Source organism: Paracoccus nototheniae (assembly GCF_004335005.1).
Taxonomy (GTDB): domain Bacteria; phylum Pseudomonadota; class Alphaproteobacteria; order Rhodobacterales; family Rhodobacteraceae; genus Paracoccus; species Paracoccus nototheniae.
The window spans coordinates 16,972-40,003 of the sequence record NZ_RQRT01000039.1; the positions used below are offsets into that span (position 1 = coordinate 16,972).

The window sequence follows — 23,032 nt, forward strand, 5'->3', positions numbered from 1 at the left end:
AGGGTCGAGACCAGAGACGGCCGCCATCAGAAAAGCTCCACATCCGGGGTCTGGGTGGGCATCGGGGTTTCGCGGACGGGCAGCATGGCAGCGCCCACGAATTGCAGCTGGACCCGGCCGACCACCGGCCACAGGCGGATCCGCCGGGCCTGAACGCCCCCAAGGTCGCGGGCGACCATGGCCACCCCCTCGGCCTGCAGGAAACGCTGCGCGGCCTCGGCGTTGCGCCTGCCGATATCGGGAAGGCCCGCCATCATCCGCGCCCCGCCGAACAGTTTGCTGCGCATCCGGCTGCGCACCGCGCCGCGCCGCATCAATCCGTTCAGAAGCTGTTCGATGGCTGCCGCGGCATAGCGGATATCGGTGCCGCCCGGTCCATCCTCGGGCAGCAGGAAATGGTTCATTCCGCCGATCCCGCGTTCGGGATCGAAGATGCAGGCCGACACGCAGGATCCCAGAATGGTCGTGATCACCACATCCGGATCGTCCGAAATCGCGTTTTCGCCCTGAACCACATGAATCACCTTGCCCGCCCGGGTCATGCCGGAAACCTCATCCGGGCGGCGGGCAGGGGGCGCAGCAGCGCCTGACCGATCCGGGCCAATGGCATCACCTCGGCGGCGCCGCCCATCTCGATCGCCATGCGGGGCATGCCCCAGACCACCGAACTGTCGCGATCCTGCGCGATCGTCAGCGCACCTGCGCGGCGCAGCGCGCACATGCCCAAGGCGCCGTCCGACCCCATGCCGGTCAGCAGCGCGGCGCGCAGGTCCAGACGTGCCGCCAGCCGGGCGCCGCTGTCGAACAGCATGTCGACCGAGGGGCGATGCCCCGACATCGCCGGACCTTCCTGCAGGCGCGTCCGCATTCCGCCGCGCAACGCCAGCCCAAGATGGCGTTCGCTGTCCGCGGCGATCACGATCACCCCCCGCTGCAGCCGTGTGTCGTCGCCGGCCGCGCGCACGCTGGCCATCAGCAGCTTGTCCAGCCTGCGAATCAGCCCTTCGGCAAAGCCTGGCCGGATATGCTGGACGACCAGCGTCGGCGGGCAATCCGAGGTGAAATCGCGCAGGACCGCCTCCAGCGCCGTGATGCCGCCGGTCGATGCGCCGATCAGGATCAGGTCCGGCGGCTGTTCATGGCTCGATTTCGCCACCGGGTTCGGTGCACCGGGCCGATTCGGCACCATATCGCACAGCAGGGTCGCGACCATCTGGTCGAGATCGGCCACGCGGGCCAGCGTCAGTCCCGGCTGCGGCGGGCCATAGATGACCACGCGGGCGCCGGTGCGCGCCAGCAGATCGGCCAGGGCGGGAAAGCCCGACTGGACGGCCAGCTCTGACGCGATGGCGACCCGGTCCGGCAGGTGACTGTGCGCCAGACGCCGCGCATCCGCCAGATCGGCGGCGCTGTGGATGCGGACGCCATGATCCGCGCAGCGCCGGAATGCGGCATTGCGGCGCATGATATCAGGGTCGGCGATCAGCAGGACCGGTTTCGACACGGGACGTTCTCCAGCTCAGGCAGTGCCAGACCTATCGGAGGCAGGTTAAAAAATCGTTCTGCGCAAAAGACTTGATTGAATCGAATTGGATGTTTCCCGTCAGCGATTTCTTAAGATTCGTCTGCTAGCCCTAAGATCGAAGTCGCTATGAAGAGGTGGATGCCGTGCATGCCTTGCCCCTGCCAGGGACGCTGGACCGAAAGGCCGCGTCAGAGCTTGCAAGATTGCTGCTGGAATGTCGGGGCACGGATGCCGCGCTGGATGCCGCAGAGGTCGGACGCGTCAGCGCCCCGGCTCTTGAAACGTTGATCTCGGCCCGCAACCAGTGGCGGGCCGATGGCCGGACCCTGACTGTGATCAACCCCTCGCCCGCCTTCCTGGCCGGGATCGAGGGGTTGGGGGCCAGCATGAGGATGCTGCAGACGGGGGGGGCGACATGACCGTCAGGATCCTTGCCGTCGACGATTCCCCGACGATCCGGGCGCTGGTCGGCAAAGCGCTGCGCGGGGCCGGATTCGATGTGTATCTGGCCTCGGACGGGGTCGAGGGGCTGGGTTGTCTGTCGGATGCGGATCCGCATCTGATCATCACCGACATCAACATGCCGCATATGGATGGCTTTGGTCTGATTGAAAACGTACGGGCCAGCGGCAGCCATGCGGATGTTCCGATCCTGGTCCTGACCACGGAATCGGGCGCCGATCTGAAGGCGAAAGCCCGCCATGCGGGGGCGACCGGCTGGATTGTCAAACCGTTCGAGGATGCGCGCCTGATCGCCGTCATCGACAAGGTTCTGGGGCGATGAACAATGGATAATCTGGACGAATTCCGCGAGATGTTCTTCGTCGAATGCGGCGAACTGCTGGAGGTTCTGGCCAGTGGCCTGCGCCAGATGGAGGATGCGGATCATGAAAAGGAAACCGTCCACGGCGTGTTTCGCGCCGTCCATTCGATCAAGGGGGGTGCGGCTGCCTTTGGACTGACCGATCTGGTCCAGTTTGCGCACCGGTTCGAAACGCTTCTGGATCTGATCCGGTCGGATCGCATGGATCTGGCCCTGCCCGTGATGGCGCTGTTGCATCGCTGTTCGGACTGTCTGGCCGATCTGATCGAGGCGTCGCGGGCCGGATCGGATGCCGATCCGACCCTGACAGGCGGATTGCTGGCCGAACTGGACGCTTTGATCGAAACGGACGAGCCCAGTGACGAGGTGATCTCGTTCACCCCGCTGGCGCTTGATTTCGGCGATCCCCTGCCGGTTTCGGCGCCGCCTTCGGGCCTGCGCATCCGGATGAGGCCCTCGGCCGATCTTTATCGCTCGGGCAATGATCCGGCGGCGTTGCTGTTGGCGTTGTCCAGACTGGGGCCCATGCAAGTGACCCTGATCGATGACGATGTGCCGCCGCTGGAGGCTTGGGACGCGGACCAGCCCCATCTGGCCTGGGACATCCGTCTGGACGGTCCGGTGACCGAAGCCGACGTTCTGAGCGTCTTTGAATTCGTCGAGGATTGCTGCGGTCTGGTCATCGACAGTCCCGCGCCTGATCCTGCCCCCGCCAGCCCGTTCCTGCAGTTGGGACCGTTGCTGGCGCTGGCGGATACTGGCCCGCCGGTCATGGCCGCCCCTGCCCCGGTAGCTGAAAAAGCCGCGCCTGCACAGGCGCCCTCGTCGCCGCCGTCTGCCCCGCCGCGCGCGGGGGGGGCCACGGCAGACAGCGCGGCGGCGCCGACCATCCGCGTCGGATTGGAGCGTGTGGACCGGCTGATGAACATGATCGGCGAACTGGTCATCAAGGAAGCGATGCTGTCGCAGACGATCCAGACGGCAGGTCTGCTGGAATCGCCGGATGTGGTCACCGGTCTTGAAGCGATCCGGCAACTGGCCGGAGAAATTCAGGAAAGCGTCATGGCCATCCGGGCGCAGCCCCTGAAGCTGGTGTTCCAGCGCATGCACCGCATCCTGCGCGAGGCGGCGGATGCGACCGGAAAGCCGGTCCGGATGGTGACCCTGGGTGAACAGACCGAGGTCGACAAGACCATGATCGAACGTCTGGTCGACCCCTTGACCCATATGATCCGAAACTCGGTCGATCACGGGCTGGAAGACAGCGTGACGCGTCAGCGGCGCGGTAAACCCGCCGAGGGCGTGATCACCCTTTCGGCGGCGCATCGTTCCGGTCGGGTGCAGATCGAGGTGTCCGACGACGGCGGCGGCATCAACCGCCCGCGAGTGCGCCAGATTGCCGAGGAACGCGGTCTTGTGGCCCCTGGCGCGATCCTGACCCCTGCCGAAATCGACCAGCTGCTGTTCCTGCCCGGTTTTTCCTCCAAGGACGAGGTTTCGGCCCTGTCCGGGCGCGGCGTTGGCCTGGATGTGGTCCGCCGCGAAATCATGGCGATGGGCGGTCGCGTCATGATCCAGTCGTCCGAAGGTCAGGGCACGACCTTTTCGATCGCCCTGCCGCTGACGCTGGCCGTGCTGGAAGGGATGCTGATCCAGCTGAGCGACCAGACCATGGTCCTGCCGATTACCGCGGTGCAGGAGACCCTGCAGCCCAATCGCGCGATGCTGCACGGCATCGGCGAGGGGACGCAGCTTCTGTCCAGCCGCGGCGAGCTGATCCCGATCGTCGATCTGTGCTCCGTGTTCGGCCTGCCCGCCAGCGAGTCGCTTGAATCGGCGGTGTTGATCGTCGTGGAAACCGACAGCCGGCAAAGGGCTGCCTTCCGGGTCGATGCGATCTTTGACCAGCGTCAGGTGGTGATCAAAAGCCTTGAACAGAATTACGGCCGGGTTCCGGGCGTTTCGGCGGCGACCATTCTGGGGGACGGTCAGATCGCCTTGATCATCGATCCCGAAGAAATCGTCCTTTCATTGTCAAACGACCATGGCCGGCAGATGGCCTCCATGGCGGCAAACGGGTGACGCATGCTGCAATCAATCTCGCATAATGTGGCTGGCAAAAGCGACGTCGTCGCCTTCAAGCTGGCCGATCAGGACTTCTGTATCGATATCGGGCTGGTGCGTGAAATCCGCGGTTGGACCCCCACCACGGTCCTTCCGCATGCGCCCGGCTATGTGAAAGGGGTCATCAACCTGCGCGGCGCGGTCGTGACGGTCGTCGACATGTCGGCGCGCCTCGGCTTTGGGCCGGCGCAGCCGTCGCACCGGCATGTCGTCATCATCGCGATGCATGCCGGTCGGGTGGTCGGGCTGCTGGCTGATCTGGTTTCGGATATCCTGACAATTTCCGATGACAGCATGCAGGGCGTGCCCGACATCGCCTCGAACCCCGCGCGAGAGTTCATTACGGGAATGATCACGCTGGAGGATGGCCGGATCCTGCGCAAGATCGATCTGGCACAGCTGCTGCCGGAAATCCGCGGATCCGACACATGAGCGCCGCCACCTCTGTCAGCGGACCGACGCTTAGCGCGCCACAGTTTCGCAAGATCGCGGATCTGCTGTATCACGACAGCGGGATCGTTCTGACCGAAGCCAAACGCAGCTTGCTGATTGCCCGCCTGAACAAGCGGCTGCGGGCCCTGAACCTGGCCGATTACGGCGCCTATTGCAGCCATCTGGACGGTCCCGATGCTGCGACCGAACGCCGTCATCTGCTGTCGGCGCTGACCACCAATGTCACGGCCTTTTTTCGCGAAAACCACCATTTCCGGTCGATGGCCGTGGATGTCCTGCCCCCGATGATCCGCGAGGCCCGGCAAGGCCGTCGGCTGCGCCTGTGGTCGGCCGCCTGCTCATCCGGGGAAGAGGCCTATTCCATTGCGATCACCCTGTTGGAGGCCTTCCCCGAGGCTGCTCAGAAGGATGTGCTGATTCTGGCCACGGATATCGACCCGCTGATGGTGGAACGGGCGAAATCGGGCCTTTACGGGGCCGATGCGATGCAGCCCGTCCCCCCTGCGCTGCGCGACAAGTATTTTGCGACCATCGATGCGGGCTTCGAGGCGCTCCCCGCAATGCGTCGCCTGATGCGCTTTGCCGAACTGAATCTGCACCATTCATGGCCCTTTACGGGTCATTTCGACGTGATTTTTTGCCGGAACGCCGCGATTTATTTCGACGGCCCCGCACGCCAGCGCCTGTGGCACCACTTTGGCCAGGCTTTGGTACCGGGAGGGTCGCTGTATATCGGCCATTCGGAACGACTGGATGGTTCGGCCTGTCCCTATTTCGAGATCGCCGGAACAACTCATTATCGGCGCAACGATCTGCCGATCCCGGCCCTGCCAGCCTGACGGAGAATGCCATGGCGATGAAATCTCAACTTCACATGATGGTCGTCGATGACATGACCATCAGCCGCTCGTTGATCGAGCAGGCGCTTGACTGGGCGGGACTGGTCAATGTGCAATACGAAGCCAATGGACAGGCCGCCTTTCGGCGGCTGGCGGCGGCACCGGTGCATCTGGTCATCTCGGATTACAACATGCCCGGGATGGACGGGCTGGCTTTGCTGGAGGCGCTGCGCCAGAATCCCAGCACACAGCGGATCGGCTTTATCCTGATCACCGGCACGGCCACGCGCGAGATGATCGAGCGTGGCCAAAGGGCGGGCATGAACAACTTCATTGCCAAGCCCTTCACCAAAGAGGCGCTGCTGAAATGCATCGAAACCGTCACGGGAAAGCTGCAATGACGCCCCCCGCGTCCAAGCCTGCCCTCTTTGCCTCGCAGAACAGCCGCCAGCGGGTGGATGATAACAGGCCGAATGTGGTGCCCCTGCGGGATGTTCTGTCGCGCGCGGCGGATGAGGCGCGGCATGTCCATGGCGGATTGGCGGGCCTTGATGCCTGTCTGGGCGGTGCGCTTGGCAGATTGCCCCCTGATGTGCTGGCCATTCTGCAACAAACCGACCTGCTGCGGCAGGAGGCCGAGGGGCTGGCATTGTTCCTGCAGCATCTCGCAACCGATATTCTCCAGGCACAGACCTGCGATCCGGCTCGGGCGTTGGAAAGCCTGCTGTTGCAGGAGCAGCATTCGCGTCTGTCGGGGCAGTCAGCCGAAGGGGCGCCAGAACCCGAGACGGAAATCTGGTCGTCAGACCCGGCTCCGGGCGGAGGCTAGAATGACCGCCGGTCGGACGCCAATCGCATTTCGGTGGACAATGTCAGTGCTTTTGGCATGGGTGCAGGCCCTGATCGTGACATGGGGCGGTTTTTTGCCCCGACCGTATGGGGCTTGCCTGCCCTTGCCTTCGCCGAACGGTCATCGACGAGCCCCAAAGGCCATCGGCTTGTCGGCACGCCCGCAGGATTTGCGGGCGTGCCGATGGCGGCAGTCACTTAGAGACGGGTGGGAAAGCTGTCACGGCGAATGCCGAGGCGGCTGAGGGTGGCGTCCTCGGGGCGATGATGGGCGCGGACGGCACGGGCAGCGTCAAGGCTGGCACCAAGAATGCTCAGGGTCGACGAAAGGGCATTCCACAGGGTACGCAGGGGGGTCATCTTGATCTCTCTTTCTGTCAGCATGTGACGTCAGAGATATCGGGTCTGGTCGACCTTGCCGCAATGCAGCATACGGGAAACCCAGCCTTGCAGCGGATGCATGGCGACAGGAGGGCTGGGCGACCGACGTCCGCGCCCCGGATGCGGCGGACGGGGTGGCAGTCAGCCGCGCCCATCCGCCCATGGCTGCCCCCCGACCCCGTACGGGCCCGGGGGGCAGATCGCTCAGTCGGTGTCCGAGGCCAGCTGGCTGAGAACCTGACCGCGCCCGCGGGCACGCATGATCATCGGCACGACCAGCGCCAGAACGGCGACGGCGATCAGCCCTGCCGCCACCGGCGAGGCGACCAGCGTGGTCACGTCGCCCTGACTGATCGACAAGGCCCGGCGCAGCTGTTGTTCGGCCATCGGGCCCAGGATCAGTCCGACCACGACCGGGGCGATCGGATAGCCGTAAAGGCGCATCAGATAGCCCATGATGCCAAAGATCAGCAGCATCGACAGCTCGATGGGCGAGGGGTTGGCCCCGATCGTCCCAAGTGTGGCAAAGCACAGGATGCCCGCATACAGCCACGGGCGCGGGATGGTCAGCAGCCGCACCCACAGCCCGATCAGCGGCAGGTTCAGAACCACCAGCATGATGTTGGCGATCAGCAGCGAGGCGATCAGCCCCCAGACCAGATCGGGATTGGTCGCGAACAGCAGCGGACCCGGTTGCAGACCGAATTGCTGGAACCCGGCCAGCATGATCGCGGCCGTGGCGGTCGTGGGCAGGCCAAGCGTCAGCAGCGGCACCAGAGTCCCCGCCGCGCTGGCATTGTTGGCCGCCTCGGGGCCCGCGACGCCCTCGATGGCGCCATGACCAAATTCTTCGGGATTCTTGGCGGCCCGCTTTTCGGCTGCGTAGGACAGGAAAGTGGCGATATCGGCACCGCCCGCCGGCATGGCGCCGATGGGAAAGCCGATGAAGGTACCGCGCAGCCAGGGCTTCCACGACCGTTTCCAGTCGCTGCGCGTCATCCAGACCGATCCCTTGACGGGGATGACCTTATCCTCGGCGCCGTTGCGGTTGGCGGCGACGATCATCGCCTCGCCCACGGCGAACAGGGCGACGGCCAGCGTCGTGACCTCGATCCCGTCCAGCAGTTGCGGGACGCCGAAATCCAGACGCGCCTGTCCGGTCAGCTGGTCGATGCCGATCAGCGCCAGCGCCAGCCCGATGAAAAGAGAGATCAGCCCCTTCCGTGCACTGTCTCCGAAAGCCGACGACACGGTGACAAAGGCCAGCAGCATCAGCGCGAAATATTCGCGCGGCCCGAAGGTCAGGGCCAGCTTGACCACGGTGGGGGCCACGAAGGCCAGAAGCAGCGTGGCGATCAGGCCCGCGACAAAGGATCCGATGGCTGCGGTGGCCAGCGCCGGTCCGCCGCGTCCGGCCTGGGCCATCTTGTTGCCCTCGAGCGCGGTCACGATAGAGGCGCTTTCGCCGGGCGTGTTCAGCAGGATCGAGGTGGTCGAGCCGCCATACATGCCGCCGTAATAGATGCCCGCGAACATCACCAGCGAACCCGCCGGGTCCAGCCCGTAGGTCACCGGCAACAACAGGGCGACGGTCAGCGCCGGGCCGATGCCGGGCAGCACGCCGACGGCGGTGCCCACGGTCACGCCGATCAGCGCATAAAGCAGGATCATCGGGTCGCTGGCGACGCTGAGGCCCTGCAGAAGATAGTCGAATGTGCTCATCGGTCAGTCCCCCAGCAACAGGCGTTCGATCGGGCCGGCGGGCAGGCTCAGATCCAGAAGACCTGCGAACAGCAGATAGATGATCAGCGAAAAGACCAGCCCGATGGGAAAGGTCAGCAGCAGGTTGCGCTTGCCAAAGGCCCGCGCGACGGTGGCGAACAGAACGCCGGTCGCCAGAATGAAACCCGCGAACCCCAGCAGCGCGAGCTGCGCCACCAGACCGCCGATGATCCACAGGATCGGGCCTGCGGCCTGCGGTTCACGCGCGGTCGGGGCGTCGCGAAAGGCCGCGACGGCGGTCCAGCCCGACAGGCCCAGAAGGGCCCATGCGATCCAGCGCGGCACATCGGCAGGGCCCACCCCGGAATAGCCGCGCTGCTGCGGCAGACTGGCGGCATCGCGGAAGATGACCACCGCCAGCAGCGCCAGCACCGCCGCGACGATCAGCGCCGCCCCGTCGGGGCGGCGTTTCGATGCGGTGCGTTCTGTCATTCGACCAGTCCGATATCCTTGAGGATCGCTTCGGTCGTCGCCGTATCCTCGGCCAGCTGGGCGCGGAATTCCTCACCCGCCAGATATGTGTCGGCCCAGCCTTTGGTCACCAGCGCCTCTTGCCAGGCGGCCGAGGTGGCCAGCGTCTCGATATCGGCGGCGATCACGGCCTCGTCCTCGGCCGAGATGCCGGGGGCGGCAGCGACCATGCGCCAGTTCTGCAGGACCACGTCCAGCCCGGCCTCGGTCAGGGTGGGGGCATCGACGCCTTCGACCCGCTCTTCCGAGGTGACGGCCAGAATGCGCAGCGTGCCCGCATCGGCCTGCGGCTTGAATTCCCCCAGACTGGAGATGCCTGCCGTGACCTGGTTGCCCAGAATCGCGGCCAGAGCCTCGCCGCCGCCGGAATAGGCGATATAGTTGATGGCGGTGGGATCGACGCCCGCCGCATTGGCCAGAAGGCCCACCGCGATGTGATCGGCCCCGCCTGCGGACCCGCCGGCCCAGCTGACGGCGCCGGGTTCGGCCTTCAGCATCTCGACCAGCTCTTCGATGGTCTGGATGGGCGAGGCGGTGGGCACCACGATCGCCTCGTATTCGCCGGTCAGCCGCGCGATGGGCGTGACATCGGCCAGCGACACGGGCGACTGGTTGGTCAGGATCGCGCCGACCATGACATAACCGCCGACGATCAGCTGATCGCCCTTGCCCGCCGAGGATGAGGCGAATTGCGCCAGACCGACGGTGCCGCCTGCGCCCGGCACGTTCTGAACCTGAACCGAATCGCTGATGCCTTCGGCGCGCAGCACCTCTTGCATGGTGCGGGCGGTCTGGTCCCAGCCTCCGCCCGGCGCTGCGGGCGCCAGAATGGTGTAGTCATTGGCCAGAACCGGCGCGCCAAGCGCCATCGTGAACAGGCCCGCAATCAGTGCGTATTTCAACGTTGGATCCTCCCCTGTGGCCGGGCCTCCACCCGACCATGCCACCATGGCAGGTCAACCTGTCACAAAGCTGACATCGGGCCCGACAATCTTTGGGGCCCTAACCGGGGGGGGACAGCGCCTGTTGCCAGCGCGCGATCAGGCGGGCGCGGCGGGACTGGTCCAGATAGGCCAGCAGGCCGGGGCTGATCGGCACCGGGCGCAGCTGTGCGCCCAGGGCCTCGGGCATGGCGCCCTGACCTGCGCGGGCCGAGACCTCCAGACTGACGGCGGGCAGCCGCAGCTTTTCGGCCAGGATCATCTGCCCGTCGCGCGACATCAGAAAGGCCAGGAAATCGGCGCCCAGATCGGGGCGGGCGGCGGCTTTGGGCACCAGCGCCACCCGCGACAGGACCACGGTGAAATCATGCGGCAGGTGCAGCCCCAGATCGGGTTCGCGCCGCGCCCATTCCGCCGCGTAAGACCCCAGAATATTGTAGCCCACCGCCAGCCGCCCGTCCGCCACCCGGTCGAGGATCTCGGCCGAGGTGGCGAATTGCTGCACGCCCGCGCGGCCCATCGCATCGCCCAGATTCCAGATGTCGAAGAAATGTTCCTGATCGCGGGCCAGAAACAGATAGCCCACGCCCGACCGCGCAATGTCATAGGTGCCGATGCGCCCCTGCACTTGGCGGTCCCCGCCCTGCAGCCAGTCCAGCAGCTCGAACCGCGTGCGCGGCGGCGGGCGCCCGGCAAAGCTGGGCTTGTGATAGACCAGCACCGCGGGTTCGAAGGTGATCGCATAGGCGGTGTCGCGCCAGTTCGCCCAACGCGGCCAGTCGTCCGAGGCAGGCGTCGGCGTCGGGCGGGCATAGCCGTCATTGGCCAGCTTGATCTGCAGATCCATCGCCGAGGAAAAGGCGACATCGGCGGTGGCGGTCCCGGCATCCGTTTCGGCCACGATGCGGTCGAAGATCGCGCCGGTCAGCAGGTCGTCAAAGCGGACGGCGATGTCGGGATGGCGTGTCTGGAACCCCTCGATCAGCGGGCGGGCCAGGCTTTCGTCCAGCGACATGTACAGCGTCAGATGCTGGTCCCCCGCGCCCGAGATGGCCGGATAGACGCGCATGTCGGCCTGCGCGGGCAGGGCGCAGCCGAGCGTCGCGGCCAGCAGGACGGGGACAAGGGCAAGGGGGGCGGGCCATGGCATGATCCATGATGCCACCTCGCTTGGGTCCGGGCAACACCGGACGGTCTTGTCAGCCCCCGCGCCGCCGCCCTAGGATCGCCACCGGGGAGATGGTTCATGCGCATTCTGCTGGTCGAGGACAATGCCGCCCTGGCGGATGGGCTGGTTCAGCTGCTGGCCGGGGCGGGCCATGCGGTCGATCACGTCGCCGATGGCGCAGGCGCCGAGGCGCTGATCGTGGCCGAACGGTTCGATCTGGTCGTGCTGGACCTGAACCTGCCGCAGATGGACGGGCTGGAGGTGCTGCGCGGCATGCGCACCCGGCGCGATCCGGCGGCGGTGATGATCCTGACCGCGCGTGGCACCCCCGAGGATCGGGTGCGCGGTCTGGATCTGGGCGCCGACGATTACATGGTCAAACCCTTCGAGATCACCGAATTCGAGGCGCGCGTGCGGTCCCTGCTGCGCCGTCAGGCGGGATTGCGCGCCGCCGAGGTGCGCGTGGGCGGGGTGCTGCTGGATCTGACCGCGCGGCGCTTTTCGGCGGATGGACAGGCGCTGGATCTGCCCGCCCGCGAACATGCGCTGCTGGAGCTGCTGTTCATGCGGGCGGGCAAGGTCGTGGCCAAGGACGTGATCATGCAGTCGATGACCTCGCTGGACGAGGCGCTGTCGGACAATGCGATCGAACAATATGCCAGCCGGTTGCGTCGCCGTCTAGCGCCTCATGGCGTGCATCTGCGCACCGCGCGGGGCATCGGCTATTACATCGACAAGGGGGTCTGAGGCCGGTGGTGGCCCCGACCCTCCTGTCGGCGGCCACCGGGTCGCTGCGCCGCCGTCTGCTGGCCTGGTTGCTGGCCGCGACCGCCGTGCTGGGACTGGCCGCGATGGCCGACACCTGGGCCGAGGCGGTGGGTACCGCGCGCGCCGTGTCCGACCGGGTGCTGGCCGGATCGGCGCTGGCCATCGCCGAACGGGTGACGGTGGCCGATGATGCGCAATTGCAGGTCGATATCCCCTATTCGGCGCTGGAAATGCTGACCTCGACCGCGCAGGATAGCGTGTTTTACCGGGTGGACGGGCCGGGCGGGTTCATGACCGGCTATGACCGTCTGCCGGTGGCCGATCCGGGCGCTGCGGGTCAGGGCTATGCCGATGCGGTCTTTGCGGATGCGCCGATCCGGGTGATCACGCTGGCGCGCACGGTCTCGACCGGGGTGGAATCCATTCCGTTCCGGGTGACGGTTGCGGAATCGCGGCTGGCGCGGAACGAGCTGGCGCAGGCGATCCTTGTGCGATCGGCGCTGCGGCTGGCGCTGATGATCTGCGGCGCCTCGGCGATCATCTGGATCGCGGTGCCGCTGGCGCTGCGGCCCCTGAACAGGCTGGGCGAGGCGATCTCGGCCCGTCGCGCCGACGATCTGTCGCCGCTGCCCACCGATGTGCCGTTGGAGGTTCAGGGGCTGGTCGCGGCGATGAATTCCTTCATGGCGCGGCTGGATACGGCGCTGGTCGCGCTGCGCAATTTCACCGGCAATGCCAGCCATCAGCTGCGCACGCCGCTGGCGGTGATCCGCACCCAGCTGGCGCTGGCGCAGCGGGCGGGCGATCCGGCGCTGGCCCATCAGGCGGTGGCCAAGGGCGATGCCGCGCTGGCCGATGCCGAACGCATTCTGGCCCAGCTGCTGTTGCTGGCCCGGGTCGATGCGGCCGCCGACCAGCCGCTGGCGCGGCCGCTGGACGCGACCGCGCTGGCCCGCGATCTGACCGGAGAAATGATCCCCCACGCTGCCGGTGCCGGCATCGATCTGGGTTTCGAGGCTGAGGCGGGCGACACCCCCGCCGTCATGGTCCGGGCCGAGCCGGTGCTGCTGGCCGAGGCGCTGAAGAACCTGATCGACAATGCGCTGGCCTATGCCGGGCGCGGCGCCGTGGTGACCGTGCGGGTCGCGCGGACCGGCGATGATGTGGATATCTGGGTCGAGGATGACGGGCCGGGCATCGCGCCCGAGGTGATGAACCGTCTGGCGCAGCGTTTCGTGCGCGGCGCTGCGGGTCCGGCACGGCCGGGCGGCAGCGGGCTGGGGCTGGCGATCGTGACCGAGATCGCGCAGCTGTTCGGCGGCCGGATGGTGCTGGACCACGGCGCCGGGGGCAGGGGCCTGAAAGCCGGGCTGCATCTGCCCACCGCCTGACGCCCCCGCCCGCCGCCTGACGCCTAATCCGCCAACGGGCGCTGTTGCCGGGCCTTGGCGATCACCAGGGCGCGCAGCCGCTCGGCCAGTGGCGAGGGCGGGCGGCGGCGCAGGCTGAGCAGGTAATAGGGCGGCACGCTGATGGGCCGTTCCAGCCGCAGTCGGGAAAACCGCGCGCTGACCGGGGGTGCCGTCAGCAACTGGACCACCTCGTCCGACAGGGGCGCCACCGCATCGCTTTGCGCCAGATAAGAGATGGTGAACAGCAGGGACGGGCTGTTCACCACATTGCGCGGTTCCGACAGTCCGGCGGTGGCAAAGGCGTCCAGCGTCGCCTCGCGGATCGGGGCGCCGCGCTGCTGCATGATCCAGGGCTGGTCCATCAGCCGGTCCAGCCCGACCGGCTGGCCGGTGTCCAGCGGATGGCCCAAGCGCACGCAAAAGCTGACTTTTTCGTCGCGCATCGGCTGGATCAGAAACTCGGCGCTGTCGAATTCCGGCAGGATCCGGGCCAGCACGAAATCCATGTCGCCCGCCACCAGATGGCCCAGCAATTCGCGCGAGGGCATGACATCGACGGTCACATCGGCCCCGGGCGCCTCGGCCTTGATCTGGCGGATCGCGCCGACAAGGTAATCGACGGCGGGGCCGGTGACGGCGCCCACATGGACGGCGCCCGCCAGCCCCTCGGTCAGGGCATGGACGTCCTGGGCCAGCCCGGTCATCTCGTGCAGGATCACGCCCGCGCGGCGCAGCACGGATGCGCCGATCTCGGTGGGCGTCATGCCCTTGGGGTGCCGCTGGAACAGCGGCGCGCCCAGCTGGCGTTCGGTTTCCGCCAACAGGCGCGAGGCGGCGGGCTGGGTCAGGCCGCAGGCGGCGGCGGCCTGCTGCAACTGGCCCGCATCCGCGATCTGCAGGATCAGGCGCAGCTGCGCGGGCTTCAGCATCAGACGCGACGGGGCAAGCGACATATCATTCCTGTCATGCGGATTTCGATTTATGTCAATTTACCATCATGTCCGCGCATTGCTATGGTCAATGCGTGCCGATGGGAGACGGTCGCACAAGAGGGACGCAGGGACGGTCACGCCGCCCATGCGGGGATGACATCGGCGGACGGGTCCGCCACGGGGGGAAGACTTCATGAAGATCAAAACAACGGCCGTCGCGCTGGCGATTGGCGTGTCCTGGCTGGCCACCGGCGCCATGGCGCAGACCGTGGGCATCTCGATGCCGACGAAATCCTCGGCCCGCTGGATCGATGACGGCAACAACATGGTCAAGCAGTTTCAGGACGCGGGCTATGAGACCGATCTGCAATATGCCGAGGATGACATCCCCAACCAGCTGGCCCAGGTCGAGAACATGATCACCAAGGGCGTCGATGTGCTGGTGATCGCCGCCATCGACGGGACCACCTTGTCCAATGCGCTGGCCAATGCGGCGGCCTCCGACATTCAGGTCATCGCCTATGACCGGCTGATCCGCGACACGCCCGATGTCAGCTATTACGCGACCTTCGACAATTTCAAGGTCGGCGTCGAACAGGCCAATTCGCTGGTCGCCGGGCTTGAGGACCGCTTTGCCGACCAGGCGCCCTGGAACGTGGAACTGTTCGGCGGCAGCCCCGACGACAACAACGCCTATTTCTTTTACAACGGCGCCATGTCGATCCTGCAGCCGCTGATCGACGAGGGGCGCATCGCCGTCGTGTCGGGGCAGGCGGGCATGGACACCGTGGGCACGCTGCGGTGGGACGGTTCGGCCGCACAGGCGCGGATGGATAACCTGCTGTCCTCGACCTATACCGACGCGCAGGTCCATGGCGTGCTGTCGCCCTATGACGGGATCTCGATCGGGATCCTGTCGTCGCTCAAGGGTGTGGGTTACGGCTCGGGCGATCTGCCGATGCCCATCGTCACCGGCCAGGATGCCGAGGTTCAATCGGTCAAGTCCATCGTCGCGGGCGAACAATATGCCACCGTCTTCAAGGACACCCGCGAACTGGCCCGCGTGACCGTGGGCATGGTCGATGCGCTTTTGAAGGGCACCGAGCCCGAGGTGAACGACACCGAAACCTATGACAACGGCGTCAAGGTGGTCCCGGCCTTCCTGCTGGAGCCGGTGCCCGTCGATGCCGCGAACTGGCAAGAGGTGCTGATCGACAGCGGTTATTACACCGCCGAACAGATCGAGTAACCCACCACAGCTGCCGCAACCGCAAGCCTGCGGGCCGTTCCCAAAGGGGGACGGCCCCAACAAGGACATCGCCCCATGACAGCGCTTCTTGAAATGCGCCGCATCAGCAAAAGCTTTCCGGGCGTCAAGGCGCTGGACGATGTCAGCCTGTCCGTGGCCGAGGGAGAGATCCACGCCATCTGCGGCGAGAACGGGGCCGGGAAATCGACGCTGATGAAGGTGCTGTCGGGGGTCTATCCGACCGGCAGCTATGACGGGCAGATCGTCTATGACGGCCAGCCTGCCGATTTCCGCACCATCCGCGACAGCGAGGATCGCGGCATCATCATCATCCATCAGGAACTGGCGCTGGTGCCCCTGCTGACCATCGCCGAGAACATCTTTCTGGGCAATGAGCGGGCGACACGCGGTGTCATCGACTGGCCCGAGACGTTCCGCCAAACCGAAGCCCTGCTGGCCAAGGTGGGCCTGCGCGAGACGCCCGGCACCCGCGTCGAAAGCCTGGGCGTCGGTCAGCAGCAACTGGTGGAAATCGCCAAGGCCCTGTCCAAGAACGTGCGCCTGCTGATCCTGGACGAACCCACCGCCGCTTTGTCGGAAAGCGACAGTCAGGCCCTGCTGGATCTGCTGCTGGAGCTGAGATCCCAGGGTGTGACCAGCATCATCATCAGCCACAAGCTGAACGAGGTGCGCCGTGTGGCCGACAGCGTGACGGTGATCCGCGACGGCGCCGCGATCAGCACCATCGACGCCCGCGCCGGTGGCCTGACCGAGGATCGGATCGTGCGCGACATGGTGGGCCGGGACATGGCGCATCGCTATCCCGACCGCGACCGGCGGGCGGGCGAAGTGGTGTTCGAATTGCAGAACTGGAACGTCTGGCACCGCGACAGCCGCGACCGCCAGATGATCCGCGACCTGTCGATGAATGTCCGCGCCGGAGAGGTCGTGGGGATTGCCGGGCTGATGGGCTCGGGGCGGACCGAGCTGGCGATGAGCGTGTTTGGCAAAAGCTATGGGCGCAATATCTCGGGGACGGCGCTGATGCATGGGCAGGCGGTCGATGTGTCGACCGTGGACCGCGCGATCGCCGCAGGGCTTGCCTATGTCACCGAGGATCGCAAGACCCTGGGCCTGATTCTGGACGAGACGATCAGGCGCAACACGGTGCTGGCCAATCTGGACAAGGTCGCCACCCGCGGCATCGTCGATGAGGGGCGCGAGACCGAGGTGGCCGAAGGGTACCGCCGCGCCATGCGCATCCGCACCCCGTCGGTCTTTCAGAAGGTCGTGAACCTGTCGGGCGGCAACCAGCAAAAGGTCGTGCTGTCGAAATGGCTGTTCACCGACCCCGAACTGCTGATCCTGGACGAACCCACGCGCGGCATCGACGTGGGCGCGAAATACGAAATCTACAGCATCATCAACGACCTCAGCGCGCAGGGCAAGGCGGTGATCATGATCTCGTCCGAGATGCCCGAACTGCTGGGCATGTGCGACCGCATCTATGTGATGAACGAGGGCCGCTTTGTCGGCGAATTGACGGCGGCTGAGGCCAGCCAGGAAGCGATCATGTCGCTGATCGTCAGGGAATAGGAAGGAATGGCGTTGGAACGCACAGACACCGCGCCGGGCATCGGCATCGGCACCTATATCAAGCGGCACATGCGCGAATACGGGCTGCTGTTCGCGCTGATCGCGATCATGGCGTTTTTCCAGATCGTCACCGGCGGCGTGCTGCTGCGGCCCGTCAACATCACCAACCTGTTCCTGCAGAACAGCTATATCATCATCATGGCGCTTGGCATGCTGATGGTCATCGTGGCGGGCCATATCGATCTGTCGGTGGGGTCCGTCATGGGCTTCATCGGGGCGCTGGCGGCCGTGATGATCGTCAGCTGGGGGATGCCCGCCTGGCTGGCCGGCGCGATCTGCCTGATTGCGGGCATGATCATCGGGGCTGTGCAGGGCTATTTCGTGGCCTATTGGAAGATCCCGTCCTTTATCGTCACGCTGGCCGGGATGCTGATCTTTCGCGGGCTGTCGCTGTGGCTGCTGGCGGGCCAGTCGATCGGGCCGTTCCCGGCGAATTTCCAGCTGCTGTCGACGGGCTTCATTCCCGATCCTCTGGGCATCGGGCGCCCGAACGGGCTGGCCCTGGCCTCGGGCGTGCTGGCCGTGGCGCTGATCCTGTGGACCGGGTTGCGGGGCCGGGCGCGCAGCGCGCGATACGGCATCGACGACGAGCCCTTTGCCCTGTTCCTGATCCGCACCGGCATCGTGGCCGCCGCGATCCTGTTCGTGACATGGAAGCTGGCATGGTTCCGGGGCCTGCCCAATGTGCTGCTGTCGATGGTGGTGCTGACGGTGATCTATGTCTTCGTGACGGAACGCACGACCATCGGGCGGCGCATCTATGCGGTGGGCGGCAATGCCAAGGCCGCCAAGCTGTCGGGCATCCGCACCGAACGGCTGACCTTTCTGACCTTCGTGAACATGGGCCTTCTGGCCGCGCTGGCCGGGCTGATCTTTGCCGCGCGGCTGAATACCGCCACCCCCCGCGCGGGCTTTGCGGTCGAGCTGGACGTGATCGCCGCCGTCTTCATCGGAGGCGCGTCCATGTCGGGCGGCGTGGGCCGGATCGTGGGGGCCGTAACCGGCGCCTTCATCATGGGGGTGATGAACAACGGCATGTCGATCATGGGGATCGGCATCGATTATCAACAGGTGATCAAGGGGATGGTGCTTCTGGCGGCGGTCTTCTTCGATGTCTACAACAAAAACCGAGAGGCCTGATCCGATGTGGCTGTCCCAACTGACTTTGACCGACGGCACCCGGGCCGTGGCCGTGCGCACCGATGCGGGCGCGCATCTGGTGCCCGGCGCGACCTCGACCCGCGACCTGGCGCTGGCGGCATGGGCCGCAGGCCATGACCTGACGACCGAAGTCGCGGCGCGCGGCAAGGGCGATCCGGTCGATCTGGCCGCCGCGCTGTCGCAGGGCCGGGTGCTGGTGCCGCTGGATCACGACGATCCGGCGCATCTGCACCTGACCGGCACCGGCCTGACGCATCTGGGCAGCGCCGCCACCCGCGACGCCATGCATCAGGGCACAGCCCCCGAGACGATGACCGACAGCATGAAGATGTTCCGCATGGGGGTCGAGGGCGGCAAGCCCGCCACCGGCGCCGTCGGTGCACAGCCCGAATGGTTCTACAAGGGCAACGGTCATGCGGCGGTCGCGCCGGGTGCGGCCCTGACCTCTCCGGCCTTCGCGATGGATGCGGGCGAGGAACCCGAGGTCGCGGGGCTGTATGTCATCGCCCCCGACGGGACGCCGCTGCGCGTGGGCTTTGCGCTGGCCAATGAGTTTTCCGACCATGTGACCGAACGCGGCAACTACCTGTGGCTGGCGCATTCCAAGCTGCGCCCCGCCAGCTTCGGCCCTGAGATGCGCGTGGGCCCATTGCCCGACCATGTCGAGGGAACCAGCCGCGTGCTGCGCGACGGCGCGGTCATCTGGGAAAAGCCGTTCCTGTCGGGCGAGGCGAACATGTCCCACAGTCTGGCCAATCTGGAACATCACCATTTCAAATATGACATCTTCCGCCAGCCCGGCGACGTGCATGTGCATTTCTTCGGCACGGCCACGCTGTCCTTTGCCGATGGCATCGCGGTGCAGCCGGGCGATGTCTTCGCCATCGATTGCCCCGATTTCGGTCTGCCGCTGGAAAACCCCCTGACGCAATCCGCAGGTGACGCGACCCCGGTCGCCGTTGCCGCCCTTTAAGGTTCCCGGTCATGACGTTCACCCCCGCTCCCTGGCCCCGCCGTCTGCGTTCGCAGGAATGGTATGGCGGCACCTCTCGCGATGTCATCTATCACCGCGGCTGGATGAAAAATCAGGGCTATCCGCATGATCTGTTCGACGGGCGCCCGATCATCGGCATCCTGAACACATGGTCCGACCTGACCCCCTGCAACGGCCATCTGCGCGAGCTGGCCGAAAAGGTGAAGGCCGGCGTGTGGGAGGCCGGGGGCTTTCCGGTCGAGGTTCCGGTGTTTTCGGCGTCCGAGAACACCTTCCGCCCCTCGGCCATGATGTTTCGCAATCTGGCCGCGCTGGCAATCGAGGAAACCATCCGTGGCCAGCCGATGGATGGCGCGGTGCTGCTGGTCGGCTGCGACAAGACGACGCCCAGCCTGATCATGGCGGCGGCATCCTGCGATATCCCGTCCATCGTGGTGACCGGCGGGCCGATGCTGAACGGCTATTTCCGGGGCGAACGGGTGGGCTCCGGCACGCATCTGTGGAAATTCTCCGAGGCCGTGAAGGCCGGCGAGATGAGCCAGGAGGATTTTCTGGAGGCCGAGGCCAGCATGTCGCGATCCTCGGGCACCTGCAACACGATGGGCACCGCCAGCACGATGGCCTCGATGGCCGAGGCTTTGGGCATGGCGCTGTCGGGCAATGCCGCGATCCCGGCGGTCGACAGCCGCAGGCGGGTGATGGCGCAGATGTCGGGGCGGCGCATCGTGCAGATGGTCAAGGACGACCTGAAACCATCCGACATCATGACCAAACAGGCCTTCGAAAACGCCATCCGCGTCAACGGCGCCATCGGCGGGTCCACCAATGCGGTCGTGCATCTGCTGGCCATGGCGGGGCGCGTGGGCGTGGATGTCAGTCTGGACGATTGGGACCGCTGCGGGCGTGACGTGGCGACCATCGTGAACCTGATGCCTTCGGGTCAGTATCTGATGGAGGAATTCTTTTATGCCGGTGGCCTGCCGGTCGTCATCAAGCGGCTGGCCGAGGCCGGGCAACTGCATCGTGACGCGCTGACCGTCAGCGGCCAGACCATCTGGGACGAGGTCCGCGATGTGATGAACCACAACGAGGATGTCATCCGTCCCGTGGACAACCCGCTGACCCCGCAGGGCGGCATCGCGGTGCTGCGCGGCAATCTGGCACCTTTGGGCGCGGTGCTGAAACCCTCGGCCGCCAGCCCGCATCTGCTGGTCCACCGGGGCCGGGCGGTCGTGTTCGAGGATATCGACGACTACAAGGCCAAGATCAACGACGAAGCGCTGGACATCGACGAGACCTGCGTGATGGTCCTGAAGAATTGCGGCCCCAAGGGCTATCCCGGGATGGCCGAGGTCGGCAATATGGGCCTGCCGCCCAAGGTGCTGCGCAAGGGCATCACCGATATGGTCCGCATCTCGGACGCGCGGATGTCGGGGACGGCTTACGGCACGGTGGTGCTGCACACCTCGCCCGAGGCGGCGGCGGGTGGTCCGCTGGCAGTCGTGCAGAACGGCGACATGATCGAGATGGACGTGCCGAACCGGCGCCTGCATCTGGACATCCCGGAGGCGGAACTGGCCGCCAGACTGGCCGCGTGGCAGCCGCTGCCCGATCAGCCGACCAGCGGTTACGCCTTTCTGCATCAGGCGCATGTGATGGGCGCCGATACCGGCGCGGATATGGATTTCCTGCGCGGTTGCCGGGGCAATGCGGTCGGAAAGGACAGCCATTGATGAAGATCGCTTTGGTGGGCATCGGCAAGATCGCCCTGGATCAGCACGTCCCCGCATTGGCGAAAAGCCCGGATTGGGAACTGGCCGCCACCGTCTCGCGCAGCGGCACGGTGCCGGGCGTGCGGGCCTTTGCCGATCTGGGCACGATGCTGGCGGAATGCCCCGATATCGACGCGGTCAGCCTGTGCCTGCCGCCTGTGCCGCGCTTTGATGCCGCCGTGCAGGTGCTGCGCGCGGGCCGGCATCTGATGCTGGAAAAGCCCCCCGGCGCCACCCTGTCCGAGGTTCATGCCCTGCAATCCATGGCGGGCAAATCCACGATCTATGCCAGCTGGCATTCGCGCATGGCGCTTGGCGTGCCCGCCGCCCGCGACTGGATGGTGGGTCGCACCGTCCGCAGCGGCCGCGTCATCTGGCGCGAGGATGTGCGCCAATGGCATCCCGGTCAGGACTGGATTCTGGACGCGGGCGGCATGGGCGCCTTTGATCCCGGCATCAACGCGCTGTCGATCCTGACCGAGATCATCGCGGAACCCCTGCGCCTGCTGGATGCCGAACTGGACGTGCCCGCGAACCGTCAGGCCCCCATCGCCGCGCGGCTGGTTCTGTCTCAGGGCATCGAGGCCGATTTCTATTTCCGCGAGGAAGGCCCGCAGACCTGGGACATGGAGCTGGTCACCGATGGCGGCACCCTGACCCTGCGCATGGGCGGCAATGTGCTGGAGATCGACGGCCAGCCCGTCACCGGCGCGCCCGTCATCATGGGCGAATATCCCGCGCTTTATGCCCGCATGGCCGATCTGGTCAGGCAGGGCGCATCCGAGGTCGATCTGGCGCCGATGGTGCTGGTCGCGGATGCGTTCACGCGAGGTCGGCGCCAGACCGTCGACCCGTTCGACCTTTGAAGGAAAACCGATGATCGAGACCCATGGACAGCATCTGATCGCAGGCGAATGGCAGGGCGGCGCTGCGACGTTCCGCTCCACCCCCGCCACGGGCGAGGGGCGTGACTATGCCTCGGGCGATGCGGATCTGGTGGACCGGGCCGTACGGGCCGCCGAAGCCGTCTTCGCCGATTTCGCTGCCACCAGCCGCACCGAACGCGCGGCATTCCTCGACGCCATTGCCGATCAGATCGAGGCGCGGGCCGAGGCGCTGACCGCCACCGGTCATGCCGAGACCGGCCTGCCCGAGGCGCGCCTGCAAGGCGAACGCGGCCGCACCACCGGCCAGCTGCGCCTGTTCGCGGATCACATCCGGGCGGGCGATTATCTTGACCGCCGCCATGATGCCGCGCTGCCCGACCGCGCGCCCCTGCCGCGCCCCGATCTGCGGATGATCCAGCGGCCCATCGGGCCTGTGGCGGTCTTCGGCGCCTCGAACTTTCCGCTGGCCTTCTCGACGGCGGGGGGCGACACCGCGTCGGCCTTGGCAGCGGGATGCCCGGTCGTGGTCAAGGGTCACCCCGCCCATCCCGGCACTGGCCAGATCGTGGCCGAGGCGATCGATGCCGCCATCCGCCAGACCGGCATGCCTGCGGGCGTCTTCAGCTTTATCCACGGCGACACGCATGAGGTCGGTCAGGCGCTTGTCACCCATCCGCTGATCAAGGCGGTGGGCTTTACCGGCAGTTTGCGCGGCGGCAAGGCGCTGTTCGATCTGTGCGCCGCGCGCCCCGAGCCGATCCCCTTCTTTGGCGAATTGGGCAGCATCAACCCCTGTTTCCTGCTGCCCGCAGCGCTGGCCGCGCGGGGCGATCAGATCGCGCAGG

At 66.3% G+C, this 23,032-nt stretch carries 24 protein-coding genes; 16 read left to right on the forward strand and 8 right to left on the reverse strand.

Annotation, left to right across the window (positions count from 1 at the left end):
* Window positions 1-26 precede the first annotated feature (26 nt).
* Both EG885_RS13995 and EG885_RS14000 read right to left on the reverse strand, forming a co-directional pair.
* On the reverse strand, window positions 27-542 hold the full coding sequence (locus EG885_RS13995; protein ID WP_131575629.1) for a chemotaxis protein CheD: 516 nt from the start codon (window positions 540-542) through the stop codon (window positions 27-29).
* Window positions 539-1,504 carry a CheB methylesterase domain-containing protein gene (locus EG885_RS14000; protein ID WP_131575631.1) on the reverse strand — a complete coding sequence of 322 codons (966 nt, stop codon included), beginning with the start codon at window positions 1,502-1,504 and terminating at the stop codon, window positions 539-541. The genes EG885_RS13995 and EG885_RS14000 overlap by 4 nt, the downstream gene beginning before the upstream one ends.
* 164 nt (window positions 1,505-1,668) lie before the next feature.
* Here EG885_RS14000 and EG885_RS14005 point away from each other — a divergent pair, with 164 nt between their 5' ends.
* From EG885_RS14005 to EG885_RS14035, 7 genes are read left to right on the forward strand one after another with little or no spacing between them, the layout of a single operon-like run.
* Entirely contained in the window at window positions 1,669-1,944 is a 276-nt protein-coding gene (locus tag EG885_RS14005) for an STAS domain-containing protein (protein ID WP_165571146.1), read from the forward strand.
* Window positions 1,941-2,309 (forward strand): response regulator, encoded by a 369-nt coding sequence (locus tag EG885_RS14010; protein ID WP_131575635.1) that lies wholly within the window; start codon window positions 1,941-1,943, stop codon window positions 2,307-2,309. The genes EG885_RS14005 and EG885_RS14010 overlap by 4 nt, the downstream gene beginning before the upstream one ends.
* Before the next feature lie 3 nt (window positions 2,310-2,312).
* The gene (locus tag EG885_RS14015) at window positions 2,313-4,430 is read left to right on the forward strand and encodes a chemotaxis protein CheA (protein ID WP_131575637.1); all 2,118 of its coding nucleotides are present in this window, start codon (window positions 2,313-2,315) and stop codon (window positions 4,428-4,430) included.
* A gap of 3 nt (window positions 4,431-4,433) precedes the next feature.
* Window positions 4,434-4,904, forward strand: coding sequence for a chemotaxis protein CheW (locus EG885_RS14020; RefSeq protein ID WP_131575639.1), 471 nt, complete (start codon window positions 4,434-4,436; stop codon window positions 4,902-4,904).
* Window positions 4,901-5,764, forward strand: coding sequence for a CheR family methyltransferase (locus EG885_RS14025; protein WP_131575642.1), 864 nt, complete (start codon window positions 4,901-4,903; stop codon window positions 5,762-5,764). Before EG885_RS14020 ends, EG885_RS14025 begins: the two co-directional genes overlap by 4 nt.
* Window positions 5,765-5,775: 11 nt before the next feature.
* The gene (locus EG885_RS14030) at window positions 5,776-6,165 is read left to right on the forward strand and encodes a response regulator (RefSeq protein ID WP_131575644.1); all 390 of its coding nucleotides are present in this window, start codon (window positions 5,776-5,778) and stop codon (window positions 6,163-6,165) included.
* Complete coding sequence (locus EG885_RS14035) at window positions 6,162-6,593, forward strand: hypothetical protein (protein ID WP_131575646.1); 432 nt, start codon at window positions 6,162-6,164, stop codon at window positions 6,591-6,593. The genes EG885_RS14030 and EG885_RS14035 overlap by 4 nt, the downstream gene beginning before the upstream one ends.
* 218 nt (window positions 6,594-6,811) lie before the next feature.
* Here EG885_RS14035 and EG885_RS22760 read toward each other — a convergent pair whose 3' ends face one another.
* The 5 genes from EG885_RS22760 to EG885_RS14055 form a co-directional block, all read right to left on the reverse strand.
* Window positions 6,812-6,973: a hypothetical protein gene (locus tag EG885_RS22760; RefSeq protein ID WP_165571147.1), complete on the reverse strand. Its 162-nt coding sequence runs from the start codon at window positions 6,971-6,973 to the stop codon at window positions 6,812-6,814.
* Between the two features lie 225 nt (window positions 6,974-7,198).
* Complete coding sequence (locus EG885_RS14040) at window positions 7,199-8,716, reverse strand: tripartite tricarboxylate transporter permease (RefSeq protein ID WP_131575649.1); 1,518 nt, start codon at window positions 8,714-8,716, stop codon at window positions 7,199-7,201.
* 3 nt (window positions 8,717-8,719) lie between these two features.
* Entirely contained in the window at window positions 8,720-9,208 is a 489-nt protein-coding gene (locus EG885_RS14045; protein ID WP_131575651.1) for a tripartite tricarboxylate transporter TctB family protein, read from the reverse strand.
* Window positions 9,205-10,116 (reverse strand): tripartite tricarboxylate transporter substrate-binding protein, encoded by a 912-nt coding sequence (locus tag EG885_RS14050; RefSeq protein WP_131575677.1) that lies wholly within the window; start codon window positions 10,114-10,116, stop codon window positions 9,205-9,207. The genes EG885_RS14045 and EG885_RS14050 overlap by 4 nt, the downstream gene beginning before the upstream one ends.
* Window positions 10,117-10,249: 133 nt before the next feature.
* Window positions 10,250-11,338 (reverse strand): ABC transporter substrate-binding protein, encoded by a 1,089-nt coding sequence (locus EG885_RS14055; RefSeq protein ID WP_207392281.1) that lies wholly within the window; start codon window positions 11,336-11,338, stop codon window positions 10,250-10,252.
* A 96-nt stretch (window positions 11,339-11,434) separates the two neighbouring features.
* On the opposite strand from EG885_RS14055, the gene EG885_RS14060 reads away from it, so the two are divergent.
* Both EG885_RS14060 and EG885_RS14065 read left to right on the forward strand, forming a co-directional pair.
* Window positions 11,435-12,103 carry a response regulator gene (locus EG885_RS14060; RefSeq protein WP_131575653.1) on the forward strand — a complete coding sequence of 223 codons (669 nt, stop codon included), beginning with the start codon at window positions 11,435-11,437 and terminating at the stop codon, window positions 12,101-12,103.
* 8 nt (window positions 12,104-12,111) lie between these two features.
* Window positions 12,112-13,515 (forward strand): sensor histidine kinase, encoded by a 1,404-nt coding sequence (locus EG885_RS14065; protein WP_242679667.1) that lies wholly within the window; start codon window positions 12,112-12,114, stop codon window positions 13,513-13,515.
* 23 nt (window positions 13,516-13,538) lie between these two features.
* On the opposite strand, the gene EG885_RS14070 is transcribed toward EG885_RS14065, so the two are convergent.
* Complete coding sequence (locus EG885_RS14070; RefSeq protein ID WP_131575655.1) at window positions 13,539-14,489, reverse strand: LysR family transcriptional regulator; 951 nt, start codon at window positions 14,487-14,489, stop codon at window positions 13,539-13,541.
* Window positions 14,490-14,661: 172 nt separating this feature from the next.
* On the opposite strand from EG885_RS14070, the gene chvE reads away from it, so the two are divergent.
* From chvE to EG885_RS14105, 7 genes are all read left to right on the forward strand, one after another.
* A complete protein-coding gene (chvE, locus tag EG885_RS14075) occupies window positions 14,662-15,717 on the forward strand; it encodes a multiple monosaccharide ABC transporter substrate-binding protein (RefSeq protein ID WP_131575658.1) in 1,056 nt (351 codons plus the stop codon).
* Between the two features lie 75 nt (window positions 15,718-15,792).
* Window positions 15,793-17,313 carry a multiple monosaccharide ABC transporter ATP-binding protein gene (gene mmsA, locus EG885_RS14080; RefSeq protein WP_131575660.1) on the forward strand — a complete coding sequence of 507 codons (1,521 nt, stop codon included), beginning with the start codon at window positions 15,793-15,795 and terminating at the stop codon, window positions 17,311-17,313.
* A 6-nt stretch (window positions 17,314-17,319) separates the two neighbouring features.
* Entirely contained in the window at window positions 17,320-18,513 is a 1,194-nt protein-coding gene (gene mmsB / locus EG885_RS14085; RefSeq protein ID WP_131575662.1) for a multiple monosaccharide ABC transporter permease, read from the forward strand.
* Between the two features lie 4 nt (window positions 18,514-18,517).
* Entirely contained in the window at window positions 18,518-19,507 is a 990-nt protein-coding gene (araD1, locus tag EG885_RS14090) for an AraD1 family protein (RefSeq protein WP_131575665.1), read from the forward strand.
* Window positions 19,508-19,518: 11 nt separating this feature from the next.
* A complete protein-coding gene (gene araD / locus EG885_RS14095) occupies window positions 19,519-21,261 on the forward strand; it encodes an L-arabinonate dehydratase (RefSeq protein ID WP_131575667.1) in 1,743 nt (580 codons plus the stop codon).
* Window positions 21,261-22,166, forward strand: a complete 906-nt coding sequence (locus EG885_RS14100; protein WP_131575669.1) for a Gfo/Idh/MocA family protein — start codon at window positions 21,261-21,263, stop codon at window positions 22,164-22,166. The genes araD and EG885_RS14100 overlap by 1 nt, the downstream gene beginning before the upstream one ends.
* 10 nt (window positions 22,167-22,176) lie before the next feature.
* On the forward strand, window positions 22,177-23,032 hold an 856-nt coding region (locus tag EG885_RS14105; protein ID WP_131575671.1), incomplete at its 3' end, for an aldehyde dehydrogenase family protein.